General features: G+C 30.7%; 16 protein-coding genes. 1 reads left to right on the plus strand and 15 read right to left on the minus strand.

The features are described from left to right. Nucleotides 1-13 precede the first annotated feature (13 nt). The 7 genes from KGNDJEFE_RS07465 to KGNDJEFE_RS07495 form a co-directional block, all read right to left on the minus strand. A complete protein-coding gene (locus KGNDJEFE_RS07465; RefSeq protein ID WP_006440116.1) occupies nt 14-481 on the minus strand; it encodes an RrF2 family transcriptional regulator in 468 nt (155 codons plus the stop codon). A gap of 89 nt (nt 482-570) precedes the next feature. After that, entirely contained in the window at nt 571-1,887 is a 1,317-nt protein-coding gene (locus tag KGNDJEFE_RS07470) for a replication-associated recombination protein A (RefSeq protein ID WP_006440114.1), read from the minus strand. Between the two features lie 71 nt (nt 1,888-1,958). Continuing rightward, entirely contained in the window at nt 1,959-2,744 is a 786-nt protein-coding gene (gene codY, locus KGNDJEFE_RS07475; protein WP_040410426.1) for a GTP-sensing pleiotropic transcriptional regulator CodY, read from the minus strand. A gap of 304 nt (nt 2,745-3,048) precedes the next feature. Then, the gene (gene topA / locus KGNDJEFE_RS07480) at nt 3,049-5,124 is read right to left on the minus strand and encodes a type I DNA topoisomerase (RefSeq protein ID WP_040410425.1); all 2,076 of its coding nucleotides are present in this window, start codon (nt 5,122-5,124) and stop codon (nt 3,049-3,051) included. Between the two features lie 28 nt (nt 5,125-5,152). Next, nucleotides 5,153-6,274, minus strand: coding sequence for a DNA-processing protein DprA (gene dprA / locus KGNDJEFE_RS07485; RefSeq protein WP_040410424.1), 1,122 nt, complete (start codon nt 6,272-6,274; stop codon nt 5,153-5,155). Between the two features lie 52 nt (nt 6,275-6,326). Further along, nucleotides 6,327-7,883: a YifB family Mg chelatase-like AAA ATPase gene (locus KGNDJEFE_RS07490; protein WP_006440107.1), complete on the minus strand. Its 1,557-nt coding sequence runs from the start codon at nt 7,881-7,883 to the stop codon at nt 6,327-6,329. A 12-nt stretch (nt 7,884-7,895) separates the two neighbouring features. Next, on the minus strand, nt 7,896-8,243 hold the full coding sequence (locus KGNDJEFE_RS07495; RefSeq protein WP_006440106.1) for a YraN family protein: 348 nt from the start codon (nt 8,241-8,243) through the stop codon (nt 7,896-7,898). A gap of 166 nt (nt 8,244-8,409) precedes the next feature. On the opposite strand from KGNDJEFE_RS07495, the gene KGNDJEFE_RS07500 reads away from it, so the two are divergent. Beyond that, complete coding sequence (locus KGNDJEFE_RS07500; protein WP_006440105.1) at nt 8,410-8,916, plus strand: hypothetical protein; 507 nt, start codon at nt 8,410-8,412, stop codon at nt 8,914-8,916. 117 nt (nt 8,917-9,033) lie between these two features. On the opposite strand, the gene KGNDJEFE_RS07505 is transcribed toward KGNDJEFE_RS07500, so the two are convergent. The 8 genes from KGNDJEFE_RS07505 to brnQ (KGNDJEFE_RS07540) all read right to left on the minus strand — a co-directional run bounded on the left by KGNDJEFE_RS07505 (nt 9,034) and on the right by brnQ (KGNDJEFE_RS07540) (nt 18,129). Further along, nucleotides 9,034-9,279: a hypothetical protein gene (locus KGNDJEFE_RS07505; protein WP_006440104.1), complete on the minus strand. Its 246-nt coding sequence runs from the start codon at nt 9,277-9,279 to the stop codon at nt 9,034-9,036. Between the two features lie 236 nt (nt 9,280-9,515). Beyond that, nucleotides 9,516-9,743, minus strand: a complete 228-nt coding sequence (locus KGNDJEFE_RS07510; protein WP_118549764.1) for a hypothetical protein — start codon at nt 9,741-9,743, stop codon at nt 9,516-9,518. A gap of 87 nt (nt 9,744-9,830) precedes the next feature. Further along, nucleotides 9,831-11,090: an IS91 family transposase gene (locus KGNDJEFE_RS07515; RefSeq protein WP_170239654.1), complete on the minus strand. Its 1,260-nt coding sequence runs from the start codon at nt 11,088-11,090 to the stop codon at nt 9,831-9,833. Between the two features lie 98 nt (nt 11,091-11,188). Further along, nucleotides 11,189-12,205, minus strand: coding sequence for an alpha-hydroxy-acid oxidizing protein (locus KGNDJEFE_RS07520; protein ID WP_006440103.1), 1,017 nt, complete (start codon nt 12,203-12,205; stop codon nt 11,189-11,191). A 94-nt stretch (nt 12,206-12,299) separates the two neighbouring features. Further along, complete coding sequence (locus KGNDJEFE_RS07525) at nt 12,300-13,070, minus strand: ribonuclease HII (RefSeq protein WP_006440102.1); 771 nt, start codon at nt 13,068-13,070, stop codon at nt 12,300-12,302. Between the two features lie 146 nt (nt 13,071-13,216). Then, nucleotides 13,217-14,488: a branched-chain amino acid transport system II carrier protein gene (gene brnQ, locus KGNDJEFE_RS07530; protein ID WP_006440101.1), complete on the minus strand. Its 1,272-nt coding sequence runs from the start codon at nt 14,486-14,488 to the stop codon at nt 13,217-13,219. A gap of 406 nt (nt 14,489-14,894) precedes the next feature. Beyond that, entirely contained in the window at nt 14,895-16,178 is a 1,284-nt protein-coding gene (gene brnQ, locus KGNDJEFE_RS07535; RefSeq protein ID WP_040410423.1) for a branched-chain amino acid transport system II carrier protein, read from the minus strand. Between the two features lie 652 nt (nt 16,179-16,830). Next, nucleotides 16,831-18,129, minus strand: a complete 1,299-nt coding sequence (brnQ, locus tag KGNDJEFE_RS07540) for a branched-chain amino acid transport system II carrier protein (RefSeq protein ID WP_006440099.1) — start codon at nt 18,127-18,129, stop codon at nt 16,831-16,833. Nucleotides 18,130-18,365: the final 236 nt, after the last annotated feature.

The raw sequence follows: 18,365 nt of genomic DNA on the forward strand, positions 1-18,365 counted from the left end.
TTCAACCATTTTTTTATTGTTTGTTTAAATCTATTTTATAAATATCTTTTTCATTACTAGACAATCCATTGTCACCTATCCGATCGTCTACCATATCTTGTAAAAAAGTAGTGTTTACAACATCGTCTATTGCATTCTTCATCTTTTTCCATACTAGTCTAGTAGCACATTTATCTGAGTTGCTACAGACACCTTCTTCTTTTAGACAATCTGATATAGTTATAGGACCTTCTAGTACAGTTAATATATCTCCAACAGAAATCTCATCTGGCTTTCTAGCTAAGAAATATCCTCCTTGAGAGCCTCTTATACTTTTTACAAGGCCTGCTTTTTTTAATTTTGAGAATATCTGCTCCAAATACCGCTCTGAAACATTCTGCTTTTCAGATATATATTTTATAGATATAGGTTCTTCGCCATAGTTTAACGCTAGTTCAAACATTGCCTTTAATCCATATCTACCCTTTGTTGAAAGCTTCACTTTATCACCTTCTTTTAATTCCTACTGTTTTACTATGGTTTAATGATATTATATCCGACTATTTTTGTCAAGTATTATTTCCTACTATTTTAGTATGATTTGTTTTTTCTATTTTCTTTTACCTGTTTCCAATAAGAATCATAAGCTTTTTCGTTTTTATTTTCTCCTGGAGTATAGTAAGTTTTTCCATTTAATTCACCAGGAAGATACTGTTGCTCTATCCAATGATTAGGATAATTGTGAGGATATTTATACTCTACTCCTCTTCCCAATTTTTCTGCTCCTGCATAATGTGCATCTTTTAAATGATCTGGTATATCACCTATATCAGAATTTTCTACATCGTACATAGCTTTCTCTATCGCATCTATTACAGAGTTTGATTTTGGACATTGAGCTAAATATATAGTAGCCTGTGCAAGTGGCAATCTCGCCTCAGGAAAACCTAGTTGAAGCGCCGACGATACACATGCATATGTTATAGACACTGCATTGGGCACAGCTAATCCTACGTCCTCTGACGCCACACAAAGCAACCTTCTAGTTATATTCTGCATATCCTCTGCTTTTATAAGTCTTGCTAAATAGTGAAGGGCTGCATCTACATCAGATCCCCTTAGAGATTTATGAAATGCGGATAGAATAGAATATCCATCATCGCCTTTTCTGTCGTAACTCAAAGATTTTGCTGTAGAGCTATCTAAAACATTTTGTAATGTTATATCTACCACTCCAGTAGCTATATTTATACCTAAATTAAATGCAAGTTCTAATCTATTTATAGCTGTTCTCATATCGCCGTTACTTATCCGAGCTATATGTTCTAAAGCTTCATCTTCAACATTTCCAATTGTATAAGTTTTATTGTCTTTTAATTTTTCTACACAATTTTTTAATCCTTCTACAACATCTTCTTTTTCAATAGGCTTAAATTCAAATACAACACTTCTGCTAAGTATCGCCTTGTATATTACAAAATACGGATTATCCGCCGTACTAGCTATCAATGTAACTGAACCCTCTTCTATAACTTCAAGAAGCGACTGTTGTTGCTTCCTATTTAATGCCTGGATTTCGTCTAGCATCAGAATTATTCCATTAAATGAAAATAAATTTTCTCTCTTAGAAGATTCTATGACCTCTTTTATCTCCTTAACACCACAGTTTACTGCATTTAGTTTTACATATTTTTTTCCTGTTGCGTTGGCTATAATATTTGCCAATGTAGTTTTTCCAGTTCCAGGTGGTCCATAAAATATCATATTTGGAATATTTCCACTCTGTATTATTCTATTCATAACCTTATTTTCACCGATTATATGACTTTGACCTACCATATCCTCAATTTTACTCGGTCTAAATCTATCAGCAAATGGCTGCATAATCTCACCCTCTTTAAATTGCATTGTATTAAAAAAGGGATACCAATTCTGATATCCCTCTTACTTTTTAATTCATATTTTTTAACAGAAATAAATTATCTGTTTTCTTTTGTTTTAGCAAGTTCTTCTAATAACTTGTCATTTAATATTCTTATATGTGTTCCCTTCATTCCAAGAGATCTAGACTCTATAACACCAGCACTTTCGAATTTTCTAAGGGCATTAACTATAACTGATCTAGTTATACCAACTCTATCAGCTATTTTACTAGCTACTAAAAGACCTTCTTTTCCGTCAAGCTCAGCAAATATATGCTCAACAGCTTCAAGTTCTGAATATGAAAGAGTTCCTATAGCCATCTGAACAACAGCTTTCTTTCTCATTTCTTCTTCCATTTCTTCACTTATAGCTCTTAATATTTCAAGACCAACAACTGTAGCTGAATATTCAGCAACAACTAAATCTTCATCGTTGAAGTCTTTTTCATATCTAGTTATTATTAATGTTCCTAATCTTTCTCCACTGCCGTGAATTGGAACTACTATTGTTTTTTTGTTTAATCTACCATGTTCATAAGGGAATATTTTTAGCATTTCTTCGCCAGTTATATTTTCCTTAGTATCTTCTATTTTTAATAGATTTTTAGTATATTCTTCTGGGAACCATTTCTGTTTTGTTATTTCATCTTCTATAACAGAACTATCAGCTTCATCAGTTAAATGAAGTCCTAATACCTTTCCTTTTGCGCTTATTATGTAAGTATTAGATTCTAAAACATCACCTAGTACTCCCGCAAGTAGGTTGAAAGATATATTACTACCACCGCTAGTCTGTAAAGTTTTGTTTATTTTTCTTGTTTTCTGTAATAATTCACTTACCATATCGAAATTCATCTCCTTGTCAAACTGTTCTACAAAATAAATAAAGTAGTTTGATTAATTATAATAATTTTACCATTTTTTTGATTTTTCCACAAAATCTCATTTTTCTTTCTATACTACTAAAAAGATTATCACAACTTGAGTTTGATTTCAATATAATTTTGTTACTTTTTTTAATTTTCAATATTTTATATACTATTTTTAATTTTAATTTATTTCGGAATTGTTCGATTTTGAGCGACAATTCAAAAAGATTTCCACTCAAAGTCATTTTACACTTAAATTAATTAATTTTTTCTTCTTTTTATTCTTCTATAGTTTTCTCGAATCCGCATTCTTTGTTTGAGCAAATATGTTTCTTTCCTTTTTTAGATACTTTCTCTGTCATGTAAGAACCACATTCTGGACACACTTCCTCCACAGGTTTGTTCCATTCTATAAAGTCACAGTCTGGGTATTTACTGCATCCATAGAACGCTCTTCCTTTTTTAGTTTTTCTTACAATTATTTCGCCTTCTCCACATTTAGGACATTTTACACCTATTTTATTTACTATAGGTTTAGTGTTCTTGCATTCTGGATAGTTTTTACAAGCCATAAATTTACCAAATCTACCGTATTTTATAACCATATTTGATCCACATAACTCGCAAATTTCATCAGTTTCTACATCCATATTTACTTTTTCTATATTTTCAAGTGCTTCTTTTATAGCTTCTTCAAATGGCTCGTAAGATTCTTTTACAACTTCTTTCCAATTAGCTTCACCTTCTTCAATTGTATCAAGCTCATTTTCAAGTTTAGCTGTGAAATCTACATCCATAAGTTTTGCAAAGTTAGCTTCAAGTATTTCAGTTACTAATATTCCTAGCTCTGTTGGCTGAAGACTTGATCCACTCTTTTCTACATATTCTCTATTTAATATAGTAGCTATTGTAGGTGCATATGTACTAGGTCTACCTATTCCAAGCTCTTCAAGTGTTTTTACTAAGCTAGCCTCTGTATATCTAGCAGGTGGCTGAGTAAAGTGCTGCTCTGGGAATATTCCATTGACCTTTAAATCGTCTCCTTCTGATATTTCAGGAAGCATTCTATCTTCTCTATCGTAGAAGTTATATACTTTTGTATAACCATCAAATATCATTTTAGAGCCAGTAGCCTTAAATGTATAGTTTTCTATCTGACACTCTACATTCATAAGTTCAAATTCAGAATCGCTCATCTGGCTAGCAACAAATCTTCTCCATATTAGGTTGTAAAGTTTGTACTGATCTTTACTTAAAGAGTCTTTTATACTATCTGGAGTTCTATCTACAGATGTAGGTCTTATTGCCTCGTGTGCATCCTGAACCTTTTTAGAACTTTTCTTTTCTGAAGATTTCTTTTCTTCTTTATAGTATTCATTTCCTAAAGTTTCTTTTATAAATACTTCTGCCTTACCTTTTGCTTCTTCTGATATTCTATTAGAGTCTGTTCTTATGTAAGAAATTAACCCTACAGTTCCTTCACCTTTTACATCTATACCTTCATATAATTCCTGGGCAATCATCATAGTTTTCTTAGTTGAGAATCCTAATCTATTAACCCCTTCCTGCTGAAGTACACTTGTTGTAAATGGTTTTGGAGCAGATTTTTTTCTCTTTTTAGACTCAATTTTTACTACATGTAAGTCTTTATTTTCTATTATTTCTAATATTTTATTTACTTCTTCTTCATTGTGTATTTCGGCTTTTTTACCGTCTATAGCAGATAGTTTGAAGTCTATATCCTCACCTGTTTTAGACTCAGATTTTGCATCTATTGTCCAATATTCCACTGGTTCAAATGCATTTATTTCTTTTTCTCTATCACAGATTAATTTTGTTGTAACAGACTGCACTCTACCAGCACTAAGTCCTTTTCTAAGTTTCTGCCAAAGAACTGGACTTATCTGATAACCTAACAATCTATCTATAACTCTTCTAGCCTGCTGAGCATCAACTAAATCTAAGTTAATTTTTCTAGGGTTTTTTATAGCTTTTCTTATAGCATCTTTTGTTATTTCGTTAAATTCTATTCTACAAGGCTCGTCGTTTTCTATGCCTAGTATATGTTCAAGATGCCAAGAAATTGCTTCTCCTTCTCTATCGGGGTCGGTTGCAAGATAAACCTTGCTAGCTTTTTTAGCTGATTTCTTTAAATCTTTTATAAGATCCCCTTTACCTCTTATATTTATATATCCTGGTTCAAAGTTATTTTCTATATCAATTCCTAATTTACTCTTAGGAAGATCTCTAACATGACCAACAGATGCTTTTACTGTGTAATGGCTTTTACCAAGGAATTTTTCGATTGTTTTCGCCTTTGCTGGCGACTCGACTATAACTAATATTTTTGCCAAAAAACACACCTCCGTCATTAAATTATTCTTATATTTTCATACTGTAGACCCCCTTTTCAATTTCGAAAATAAGATCATACAGTTTTAATTTTTCTACAATTGGATTTATTTTTTCAATGCCAAATTTAGTTTTTAAACATAGAGAATCCATATCTATACTACCATTTTTTCTGATAATATCAACTAAAATATTCTCATCATCTTCTAAATCCGCATTTATATCGGCTTTTTCTATAGTATCATATTTTATTTCTTTTTCAAGTGTTTTAAACTTAAATACTTCAAATTCCTCTAAAACATCATCTATATTTTCAGTTAATTTTGCACCTTCTTTAATAAGCCTATGACATCCTTTGCTGTTTTCTGAGAATATACTTCCAGGTACAGCAAATACCGACCTTCCTTGCTCTGCTGCAAATTCTGCTGTTATTAAAGCACCACTTTTTTTAGCAGCTTCTACTATAATAACACCATCACTAAGACCACTTATTATTCTATTTCTATTTGCAAAATAATGTGGATGAACTTTTTTGTTTATTCCATGCTCTGATATCACAGCTCCACCAGAATCAACAATCTTATTCATCAGCCATATATTCGTCTTTGGGAGAGGATTATCTATTCCAGATCCTAAAACACCAAAAGTCTTTCCCTTACCTAAAAGGGATGCTTCATGACTTATGGCATCTACTCCTATTGCAAGCCCACTTATTATATCAGCTCCATAATCTGAAAGCTCTCTAGCAAGCTTTTTAGTACACTCTGCTCCATAAACAGTAGGCTTTCTAGAACCTACTATTCCAATCGAAAAATGTTTGCCTAGTGCAGACAAGTTTCCTTTGTAGAATAATACTTTTGGAGCATCGTATATATTAGCCAGTTTATATGGGTAATCATCATCTCCAATAACCGAATATTTTACATTCTTTTTATAAAGAAGTTCTTTATAGTCATCTACGTTCATATTATTTTTATAATTAATGATACTACTCTTAACTTTATCATTTACTCTTTCAAGATTATATATTGTTTTCTCTGAAAAATCAAATATATCTTTTGTCCCCGGCATTTCTCTTTCAATTTTGTCTATAGTCAAATTATTACAACCAACAACACCATATAACCATAAATACGCATCTCTTTTATCCATTTTAAAATTCCCTTTCATTCATTATAATCACTTTTTAATTGCAATATATATACTAATCATTCAATCTAGAAAAATATGTATAATACGTCCTTCTCATAGAAAACGCCTCTAATATATCACTTTCTTTAATATTTTCCCTCTGATCTAAATCTGCTATTGTCCTCGCTACTTTTAAAAGTTTTATATAACTTCTATTACTCAATCTATACTTATTAAAAATCATCTCCAAAACTTTTTCGCTATTTTCATCTATCTTACAGTACTCATCTATATCAGAACTATTCATATCTCTATTAAGTTTTCCTGTATTTCCATTGAACCTCTTGTACTGCATATTTCTCGCATTCTCAACTCTTTTTTTAATTTCTTCTGATGATTCATTTTTCATTTTAGAATTAATCTCATCAAATGAAACTGATTTCACTTCAGTGAAAATATCAATTCTGTCCAAAAATGGTCCCGATAACTTTCCAAGATATCTTTCTATATTGTATCTCCTACATCTACATTCAATATTAGACCTATAATATCCACATGGACATGGGTTCATAGCTGCAACCAAAATAAAATCACTTGGATATGTTACACTATATTTTAATCTAGATATGTTCACACTTTTTTCCTCTATTGGTTGTCTCAAAGATTCTAGAGTTTTTCTATTAAATTCTGCAACCTCATCTAAAAACAAAATTCCTTTATGAGCCAATGTTATCTCTCCAGCCTTTGCATCAGTTCCACCGCCGATTAATGATATTCCTGTAGATGTATGGTGTGGCGCTCTAAAAGGCCTTCTTTCTATAAGCCCACTTCTCTCAACTGAATTTGAGCAAACACTGTATATTCTACTAACTTCAAGCATCTCATCCCTAGTCATATCTGGCAAAATAGTAGTCATTCTCTTTGCTAAGAATGATTTTCCAGATCCTGGAGGACCTATCATCAACATATTATGCCCTCCTGCAACAGCTATCTCGGCACATCTTTTTACGTAAGTATTACCTTTTATATAGCTAAAGTCTATTTTTTCATCTTCTGTATGATTCTGTTCTTCATCTTTTAATATCTCTGACTTTACACCTTCTATTTCCAGCTTTGTAATTCCACCATTTAATATAGATATACAGTTTTTTAAACTATTTACAGGTACTATTTCTATATCATCTATGAAGCTACACTCTTTAAAATTATCTCTTGGTATAAATATTTTTTCGTATCCATTTTCTTTTGCTCCTATCACAATAGGAAGTATTCCTTTTATAGACTTAACCGTTCCATCAAGCGATAATTCTCCAACAAATACTGAATTCGTCATTTCTTTATCTTTTGCACGAATTTTATCCCTTAATATCCCCAAACTTATCGGTAAATCTAAAAATGAGCCCTGTTTTTTCATATCTGCAGGAGATAAATTTACAACTATTCTAGCATTTGGAAATCTGTACCCACTGTTTGTTATAGCTGACTTTACTCTTTCTCTAGCTTCTTTAATCTCTGTACTAGCAAGACCTACTATATTAAACGTCGGCATTCCCTTTCCTATATCCACCTCTACTTTTATATCGCAGCTGTCTATTCCTATTATATTTCTCGAATTTATAGAACTTATCATAACTTTCCTCCATCAAAACGCATTGACTATATGTCTAATTTTTTTATCATTCATATATATCTCCACAACATCAAATCGTATCGAAACCCTATGTAAATTATTCTTCATTATATATTCTTCTGCTGTTTTCCTTATCTTATTTTGCTTGCTTTTACCCACAGCCTCTGCTGGAAAACCATATCTACAACTACTTCTGCTTTTAACCTCTATAAAAACTATTTCTGTTGTATTAAAAAAGGCTATTATATCGATTTCACCAAATCTTCCTCTAAAATTTCTTTCTTTTATAGTAGCTCCCTTCTTTTTTAAAAATTCTAAAGCTATATCTTCTCCAATTTTTCCTTTTTCTACATTGTTCATCTAGTTTTAAACCTCCAATCTCTCTCCTATTTTTATTATTTTCATAGAACATATTTTTTATACTTTTCTTTTGAATTTTAATATTTTTATTTGATTTTATCTTTTGTATTTGTGATATTATATTTATAGAAGTTTTAATATTTTATGTTTTAAAGGGGGCTTTTCTATGTTAAAAAAAATAGATCCAAAGGAATTAAATGCAAACCCATTCACTCTTTTAGATAATGATTGGGCACTTCTTATGGCAGGAGATAAAAATTCTTTCAATTCTATGACTGTCAGCTGGGGTGGTGTAGGAGTTCTTTGGAGAAAAAATGTTACTACTGTATATGTTAGACAGAGTAGATACACTAAAGAATTTATGGATAATAGCGATTATTATACACTTACTTTCTTAAAAGATGGATTCAAGGATAAATTATCTCTTCTTGGTACAAAATCTGGCAAGGAAATAGATAAGATGAATGTAGAAGGGTTAAATCTTGTAGAATTAGAAAATGGTTTTGGCTATGAAGAGTCAAAGCTAGTATTTGTTTGTAAGAAGTTATTTAAGAATGATTTAAAGGAATCTCAGTTCCTAGTTGATGGATTATTTGACGAATGTTACCCAGACAAAGATGACTTCCACACAATGTATATCGGTGAAATAGTTGGATGCTATATAAATGAATAAATTTATTTATCTCGCATTTATTCTTAAATAAAATAAAAAGTGCTACCATAATATTTTTTATGATAGCACCTATTTTTGATATTAAGTAGAATTTTTAAGTATTTTGTAAGCTAAAGTTTATTGCATTTCTTCTATTTTTTCTTTTACACACATGTAATAGTCTTTAGCTTCTAAGATTTGTGCTTCTAGCATGTCTATTAATTCCTGCTGCCAGTCAGCACATTTGTCTTTTAGTTCCATAGGAAGGGTTCTGTCTGCAATATATCTGTCTATCCAGTCACCAGCAGATTTTATGATCTCTTCTCTTTCTTTTACAAATTTTTCAATTTCCTTTAGTACTGTATCATAATTTCTTTCAGTCATCTGACTTCCCTCCTTATTTATTTGTATATATTATAATTCTATATTAAAACCTTTATTACCTTCTTTTTCTAAAAAATATTTTATTATTTTTATACTATTATTATCTTTTTTAAATTTTAATAAATCTAAGCCTTAAAAAGTTAACTTCATACGCTAACTTTTGTTTTTAGGCATAAAAAATACTGCCACAGAACACCTTTAAAAGGTGTTCTTGTGACAGTACCTTTAACTGACACCTAACGGTCGTCAGTTTTTTTGTATTCAAATTTAGCTCCACAATTAGGACAAATTAATTCTGGCATATTTTTTTCATTTAGCGAAGCTATCGCTCCCAATGAAAAGAATGCATCTTGTCTTAGTTCTTCTAATATAAATTCTGGTACTCCTTTTTCAAATCCACAAGACTTACATTCATAATTGTATAACTTTTGTCCTTTACTCATTTCTTCTAATTCTTTTAGCATACTATTTCTCCTAATAATTTTAATTACACTAATTATACACTATTATTTATATTTGAGTATAGCAAAGCTAGCCTATTTAATAGACTTTTAAAATAATTCTATTTGTGTTGTTGTATTCAAAGAAATTTCTTTTTCTATAATTTCTTCGTAGATTATTCTTTTATAATTTGATTTATCTAGTACATTATATATTAATCCATATTTATAATGCCATATTTCCCATAGAATCATGTCTTTTCCACACTTTTTACAAATATAAGGATTTACTCCAAATGATTCTATCAATCTATCTTTAAAATTTTTCTTTACTGTATTCTTCTTTTTTATCAGCTTAGATATATTTCTGTGTCTCATAAAATTATATAATTTCAATATTTCTATGCTTAATTTATTTTTTACTCTTGAATATAGACCGTATCTTCTTGCAACTCTAAAACCCTTCGGGTGAATATGTTGGGTTATTTTACCTATAAATTCTAATACATTTACAGTTATTTCTCTTTTTCCCTTAGGTTTTTTGTTTTCATACCAGTAAGTTACATTTTTCCCATCGTAATTAATTATTCTATACTCAGCGATAGCTGGTCTAGCCAAATATCTACCTATATATTGAGTTGCCTGTTTTATATTAGTTAAACGTCTTTCTGCATTTACATAGAATTCTTTCTTATATAACTTATTTATCAAATTTCTAGTTTTTCTATCTCTAAAGTTGTTTTTTATTATATCTAGTACCAACTTTCGCCATACTTTTTTCATATATGTATACGGTATGAAATCTAATTTTTTAAACCACTTATTATTTCTATCTATTCCACCTTCGGTGTATAAGGCATGTATGTGAGGATTCCATTTTAAATCTCCACCAAAAGTGTGTACTACAGCAATTACCCCTAATTCATAATCTCCATTTGTTTTCTTTTTATGAAAACTATCTAATACCTTATATGTAGCATCTTGTAAATCTTTTAAAAGCTCTCGCTTTCTGTAGAAATAGACTCTTAACTCCTCTGGAATTGTGAAAACTGCATGTCTATGAGAAACATCAAGAATATTTTCTACCTGTTTTTCTGCCCATTCCATAGAATATTTTCTTCCACACTTTGTGCAAAACTTACTTTTACAAGTGAACCCTTGAATATACTCCTCTCCACAGTCTATACATTTATGTTTTATATATCCTTTTTCTATATTTCCACAATTTAAAGCCTTTATTACAGTATTTTCTATCTGATCCCTCATTTCTCTTCTAACTTTATTCCAATATTTTAGTTTGAATTCTTCAAAGTGATTTTTTAATATTTTCTTAATGATTTTTTCATCTTTTTGTTTTTTCAATACATTCATATTACTATTGTACATAAGTTTTCCACAGTTTTAAATTATTATAATTTCCTTAGGAATAAAAAGAGGCTGTTACAAAATTGCAACAACCTCATAAAATCTTATCTATATATTACTTTTTCATCTATTTCAGATATGTTTGAACATCCTGTTAGTATCATAGCACCTTTTATTTCAGATTTTATTTTATTAACATAAGTTTCAACACCATCTGTAGCTCCTCCAAATGAAGCTGTTACAAATGGTCTACCTATTAATACCGCATCTGCTCCAAGTCCTATCATTTTAACAACATCAACACCTGTTCTTACTCCACCATCTACAAGTATTTTTATCTTTCCTTTTACAGCTTTAGCTATTTCAGGAAGAACATCTGCAGAACCTGGTGTAAAGTCTAATACTCTACCACCATGGTTAGATACTACTATTGCATCTGCTCCGGCTTCTACAGCCATTAAAGCGTCTTCTACAGTCATTATACCTTTTAGTATAAATGGTAGCTCAGTTGATTTAACTAATTCTTTTATCTGTTCTAAATCCTTAGGAACAACTGGTTTTCCATGTAAAGATAGAGTAACTAATCCGCAAGCATCTATATCAACACCCACAGCAAAAGCCCCCGCTTCTTCAGCTAATCTTATTTTTTTGATTATATTTTCATTGTCCCAAGGTTTTATAAATACTATACCATTTCCATCATGACATTTTAAAACATCTAAGTTTTCTATAAGGAATGCGTCAACTGCAGTATCTCCAACCATAGCATATATTCCAGCATTAGCACATCCTTCTACAACTGGTTCTATGTATTCTCTTTCTGTTAACTGTCCACCCATATTAAGAGTTGTTCCAGTTATTGGAGCTGCAAATATAGGAGCATCCATTTTTTTACCAAATAATTCTATAGAAGTGTCTGGATCAGCTGCATTATGGATAACTCTCATATTTAATTTAACTCTTTCAAGAGCTCTTACGTTTTCTATGAAAGCCTGTCCACTTCCTTTTCCACCCATACCAGGAACTTCTCCTGCACAAGCTACACCGTTGCAAGCCTTACATACCTTACAACTTCCATTTAATTTTTCTCTAGCATTTTTTAGCATTTCATTGTAATCCATTTTTTATCCCCCAGATTTAAAAAATTTTCAGACTATTATGCCTTATTTCATTATAACACAATAACTGTGTTATTTTCTTATTTTATTCATTTAATTAATATATAACATTCTTTAAGAAGCTTTTTCTATGTATTGGAGTTATTCCATTTTCATCTATAGCTTTATAATGCTCTGCTGTTCCATACCCTTTATGGTGAGCAAATCCGTACTCAGGGTATATTTCATCATACTGGTACATTAAAGAGTCCCTAGTTACCTTTGCTAGTATACTTGCAGCAGCTATTGATATAGACTTAGCATCCCCTTTTATTATAGAATTCTGTTCTATATCTACATCTGGAATATGTACAGCATCTGCTAATATGTAATCTGGCTGTTTTTTTAGACAGTTTAAGGCCTTTCTCATAGCCATATAAGTAGCATTTAATATGTTATACTCGTCTATTTCCTCATTTCCAACTATTCCTATTCCATAGTCAAGAGCCTCCTCTTTAATTATATCAAATAGCTCATTTCTTTTATCTTCACTTAATTTTTTAGAATCGTTTATTCCAGGAATTTTAGTTCCCTGTTTTAATACCACAACTGCAGCTACAACAGGTCCTGCAAGTGGTCCTCTTCCAGCTTCATCAACTCCAGCTATATATGTATATCCTTTTTCATATCCTTCATTTTCATAGGCATTTATTCTTTCTAGTCTTTCTTCTTCTAGTCTTATCTTGTCTAATTTCTTAGCTAAACTAATAGCTATTTTGTTTACAGATTTTCTTTCGTCCCCTTTTAATTCTTCTATAAACTCTAAATATTTATCTTCACTTAGATTATCTGCTATTTCTTTTATCTCTTTTACACTCTTATCTCTCATAGTATTCTCCTATTCTTTAATTAATTTGATTTTAGTCTATAAATATAATTATACATTAAAAGAAGCTTTTATTCAGCAAAATAAAAGACCGTCAGTAAAACCGACGGCCATTTTATTGGAATATAATTATTTTTTAATTTCAATTATTATGCTGCTTTTTTTGAAGGTATAAAGTTACCTATTATAGCTGCTGCTGCAACTGGTAGTATCCAGTTAAATCCAAACTGATAACCAGGTAGTGTAACTATAAATTCAACACCTGCTATTGTAAGTACACTTATTACTAATGCCATGTATGTTGCACATTTGAATACATTGTCATTTTTAATTTTGTGTCCGAATAATGATAATATGATTAATGTTATTGTAGCTGGATATACTATGCTTAGTATTGGAGCAGAGAATTTTATTATTGTACTAACACCGAAGTTAGATATTACTGCTGAGAATACACATACAGCTACTACTATATGTTCATATTTTAATTTTCCATTTGTTAATCCTGAGAAGTATCTTCCTGCTGCTGAAGTTAATCCTATAGAAGTTGTTAAACATGCTAGAGCAACTATTATAGCTAGAAGTATTTTACCAGTCTGTCCTAATAATGCTTCAGTTATTGCAACTATTAATGCAGTCTGTTCTACGTCTATTCCGTACTGAGTAGAAACTGTTGCTCCTACGTAGCAAAGTCCACCGTATACAAGACCCATACCTATAACTGCTATTGCACCTGCACCTATAGTAGCTTTTACCATAAGTTTTTCATCATCGTATCCTTTTTCCATTATAGATACTATAACTATTGTAGAGAATACTGTTGCAGCTAATGTATCCATTGTCTGATATCCCTGGTTAACACCTTCTGCGAATACTGATGGAACTAATGTATCTGGTCTTATTTCTCCAAGTGGAGTTATTACACCTTTAACTATTAATATAGCAAGAGCTATTAATAATGCTGGTGTTAAGAACTGACCTACTATATCTACAACTTTTGAAGGTTTTATTGTTAATACTAATGTTAATGCGAAGAATATTACTGAGAATAATATTGCATTGAATCCAGGTCCTATTGTTGGTAATATACCCATTTCATATGTTGTAGCAGCTGTTCTAGGTATTGCTAGAAGTGGCCCTATACATATTACTATTGCTGAACCTAATAAAACGCTTAGCTTATGCCCAGCTCTGTCAAACATTTTTGACGTATCTCCTCTAAATCTTGTAGCTGCGATTACTGCTAATAACGCTAAACCACCATCTGCAAATAAGAATCCTGCAAATCCTGTAAACCAACTAGATCCTGATTCTACTCCAAGATAAGGTGGGAAAATTAAGTTACCAGCTCCGAAGAACATTGCGAATAATGCGAATCCAACTACCATTAAATCCTTAACTTCTATTTTCTGTTTACCCATTTTGGCACCTCCGTATTTGACTTATAATTCCTTAAGATTAATTAGTTATTATTTTTTTATTATTCCAAAAATTTCAATAATTACTTAACTTGGCTTTATTATACATTTTAAATAATGCGTGTGTCAATATATTTTTTTAATTTATAAAATTTTCACAAAATTTATAAAATAAAAGAAAACGCTGTACTAGTTAAAAATACAGCGTTTTTCATTTTAAAACTTTTTATTAATTTTTATTTTAATTTGGTAAAAAAATTATATACTATACATACAATTTATTTATTTTATTTTATAAAATTTAAACAAATTAATTATCGACATATATCTTTTTCATAATTCAAAATTTATATATATCAATTTGTTTAATTCTTAACCATTACTATTTTTGTAAAATTTCCTACTATTATTAGCAAGCTTTTTTAGGTTTTACAAAGTTTCCTATTATACCAGCTATTATTACTGGAACTACCCAGTTAAATCCTAGTGGTGCAAATGGAAGTGAGTTTATAAACGGTACATTTACTCCATAGCTCTGTAATACTGTTAATGTACTTATTATTAATGACATATATGTAGCAAATTTGTATACATTGTCATTTTCTATTTTTTCAGTGAAGAATGCAAGCACTATAAGTACTATTGTTGGAGGATATACTATACTTAGTATTGGTGATGCAAATTTGATTATTGCTCCAACACCTATAGATGCCATACAAGCTGAGAATATACATACAGCTAATACTATTTTTCCATAAGAGATCTTACCTTTAGTTAGGTTAGCGAAGTACTGTCCTGTTGCTGATGTAAGACCTATTGAAGTTGTTAAACAAGCTAGTGCAACTGCTACTGCTAGAACTGTTTTACCAACATTTCCAAGTAATCCCTGAGTTATATTAACTATAACCTGAGTCTGAACAGCATTTACATCGTTGAATGTAGAAACTGTTGCTCCTAAGTAGCAAAGTCCTCCGTATACTAATGCTAGACCTACACAAGCTAATGCTCCAGCTTTTATTATAGCTTTTAATTTATCACTAGTTTCTGTATAACCTTTTTCATTCATAGATACTATAAGAACTGATGCAAGCGCTATTGCTGCAAAGGCATCCATTGTCTGATAACCCTGTGCTATACCTTCTGCTACAACACCTTCTATCATAGGTTCTTTTATGATTGGTCCAAGTGGTGATATAACACCTTTAACTATTATAACTGCTAGAGCTATTAATAATGCTGGTGTTAAGAACTGTCCAACTATATCTATAACTTTTGATGGTTTTATTGTTAATATGTAAGTTATTACGAAGAATACTATACAGAATAGAACAACTGGTATTTTATCACCAAATATTGGCATTATACCCATTTCGTAAGTTGTTGCTCCTGTTCTTGGTATAGCTAGAAGTGGTCCTATACAAAGTATATCTGCACATCCTATCGCTATTCCTAGTTTTTCTCCTGCTCTAGAGAACATCTTATTAAGATCTCCCTCGAATTTTGTTGCAGCCATAACTGCTAATAATGCAAGTCCTGCATCTGCAAATGTGAACCCTATAAATGATATTAACCATTTAGGTCCTGTTATTATTCCTAAATATGGTGGGAATATTAAGTTCCCTGCTCCAAAGAACATTGCAAATAATGCAAACCCAAAGACTATAATGTCCTTACTACTCTTTTTGTGTTCCATTTTCCTACTTCCCCCTTGAGTAAATAACTCTTTTAAATTTTTTAATTTTTTCCCTTTAAATAAAAAAATAAATATGATTGCTAACGTTTGCAATCTATAAAAAATAAACTTTCAAAATACGATTTTAATTATATATTTGAGGAAAACATATGTCAATAATATAAAAAATAGTCTTATTTTTTAGAATTTTCAAATGCATTTTTTTGTCTTATATTTATCACTTATCTTCTACAAATGTTACTATATAGCCATTTCAAGTGACATTTAGATTAATTTTTATAATCTAATCTACTTTTGATACATTTAAATTGTTATGAATATTAAAGTTCAATAATCAGATTATTCATTCTATTTTCTTTTTTCTCTATAATATTGATTTTTCAATAATTACTTTATTTTCACATAGTAATTTATTAATTTTTTTCTTCTTGTCAATTTATTATTTTTTCATTTTACAGAATATTTTGTATTGTATGCCCATTTAGCTATTTCGCCGTTATTTTGTATACAGATATTTTATTGTATATCAACAGTTTTATACGTTAAAAAATAAACCTCTTTTTAGATATAAAAAAACCGAGAAATTTTTGAATAATTCCTCGGTTTTGTAGATTATTTTTTATTATTTTTAATATGGATCAATATTATTTGTTTATGCATTTTCTAATTCAGAGTTTTTACCTGGAACAAAGTGTCCTATTACTCCTGCTATTAATACAGGTACTACCCAGTTAAATCCAAATTCTTTTAATGGAAGGTAGTCAAGGAATGGCATTGCCACACCGTAGCTCTGAATTACTGTTAATATACTTACTATTAAAGAAGTATATACTGCGAATTTGTATACGTTGTCATTCTGTATTTTTTCAGTGAAGAATGCAAGTATTACTAGTACTATTGTAGGTGGGTAAACTATGCTTAATACTGGTGATGCAACTTTGATTATTCCACCAACACCTATAGATGCCATACAAGCTGAGAATATACATACAGCTAGTACTACAGTTTTATATTTTAATTTTCCACCAGATAGTTTTTCAAAGAACTGACCTGTTGCAGAAGTAAGACCTATTGAAGTTGTTAAACAAGCTAGTGCAACACATACTGCAAGTATAACTTTACCAGTCTGTCCTAAAAGACCTTCTGTTATATTAACTATTACCTGTGACTGCTGAGCATCTACACCATACATAGTAGAAACTGTTGCTCCTAAGAAGCAAAGACCACCGTATACTAATGCTAGACCTACACAAGCTAAAACTCCAGATTTCATTATAGCTTTTAATTTGTCGCTAACTGTATTGTATCCTTTTTCATTAAGAGATACTATAAGAACTGATGCAAGTGCTATTGCTGCAAAGGCATCCATTGTCTGGTAACCCTGAGCTATACCTTCACCTACAACACCCTGGATCATTGGTTCTTCAACTATTGGTCCAAGTGGTGATATAACACCTTTAACTATTATAACTGCTAATGCTATTAATAATGCTGGTGTAAGAACCCGTCCTACTATATCTACAACCTTTGAAGGTTTTATTGTTAATATATAAGTAAGTATAAAGAATATTGCTGCGAATACTGCTATTGGAATAGCATCTCCTAATAATGGCATTATACCCATTTCATAAGTTGTTGCACCTGTTCTTGGTATTGCTAAGAATGGCCCTATACAAAGTATATCTGCACATCCAAGAACTATTGCAAGTTTTCCACCTGCTCTTCTAAATAATGCTATAACGTCACCGTCATATTTAGCTGTTGCCATAACTGCTAGAAGTGCTAGACCTGCATCTGCAAATGTGAATCCGCCGAATGCTGTTAACCATTCTGGACCAGTTATTATTCCTAAGTAAGGTGGGAATATTAAGTTACCTGCTCCGAAGAACATTGCGAATAACGCGAATCCAAATACTATAACGTCTTTGAAATTACCTTTCTGTTGAATCATAAGTTTTTCCTCCCCAAAATATAGACTTAAATAAGATAACCTGAAAACATTTTCCCTTGGTCAATGTTTTTGTTTTCCTTTACAAATTTAATTTTATATTTCATTTCTTTCGATGTCAATAACTTTTTTCTAAATTTTTATACACTTCTGAATAATTAAAAAATATCGTTTCTATTTTATCAAAATATTTTTTATTTTTTATTTCTTCAAATAATTTTAAGCTAATTTTTTTGTAT

Origin of the sequence: Peptacetobacter hiranonis, assembly GCF_008151785.1 — a bacterium.
In the GTDB taxonomy this organism is placed as follows: Bacteria; Bacillota; Clostridia; order Peptostreptococcales; family Peptostreptococcaceae; genus Peptacetobacter; species Peptacetobacter hiranonis.

Bases quoted from the DNA above. Each gene is read 5' to 3' on its own strand.
- KGNDJEFE_RS07470 (WP_006440114.1), bottom strand. From the start codon at position 1,887: ATGCAATTTAAAGAGGGTGAGATTATGCAGCCATTTGCTGATAGATTT.
- codY (WP_040410426.1), bottom strand. From the start codon at position 2,744: ATGGTAAGTGAATTATTACAGAAAACAAGAAAAATAAACAAAACTTTA.
- dprA (WP_040410424.1), bottom strand. From the start codon at position 6,274: ATGGATAAAAGAGATGCGTATTTATGGTTATATGGTGTTGTTGGTTGT.
- KGNDJEFE_RS07490 (WP_006440107.1), bottom strand. From the start codon at position 7,883: ATGATAAGTTCTATAAATTCGAGAAATATAATAGGAATAGACAGCTGC.
- KGNDJEFE_RS07495 (WP_006440106.1), bottom strand. From the start codon at position 8,243: ATGAACAATGTAGAAAAAGGAAAAATTGGAGAAGATATAGCTTTAGAA.
- KGNDJEFE_RS07500 (WP_006440105.1), top strand. From the start codon at position 8,410: ATGTTAAAAAAAATAGATCCAAAGGAATTAAATGCAAACCCATTCACT.
- KGNDJEFE_RS07505 (WP_006440104.1), bottom strand. From the start codon at position 9,279: ATGACTGAAAGAAATTATGATACAGTACTAAAGGAAATTGAAAAATTT.
- KGNDJEFE_RS07510 (WP_118549764.1), bottom strand. From the start codon at position 9,743: ATGCTAAAAGAATTAGAAGAAATGAGTAAAGGACAAAAGTTATACAAT.
- KGNDJEFE_RS07515 (WP_170239654.1), bottom strand. From the start codon at position 11,090: ATGAATGTATTGAAAAAACAAAAAGATGAAAAAATCATTAAGAAAATA.
- KGNDJEFE_RS07520 (WP_006440103.1), bottom strand. From the start codon at position 12,205: ATGGATTACAATGAAATGCTAAAAAATGCTAGAGAAAAATTAAATGGA.
- KGNDJEFE_RS07525 (WP_006440102.1), bottom strand. From the start codon at position 13,070: ATGAGAGATAAGAGTGTAAAAGAGATAAAAGAAATAGCAGATAATCTA.
- brnQ (WP_006440101.1), bottom strand. From the start codon at position 14,488: ATGGGTAAACAGAAAATAGAAGTTAAGGATTTAATGGTAGTTGGATTC.
- brnQ (WP_040410423.1), bottom strand. From the start codon at position 16,178: ATGGAACACAAAAAGAGTAGTAAGGACATTATAGTCTTTGGGTTTGCA.
- brnQ (WP_006440099.1), bottom strand. From the start codon at position 18,129: ATGATTCAACAGAAAGGTAATTTCAAAGACGTTATAGTATTTGGATTC.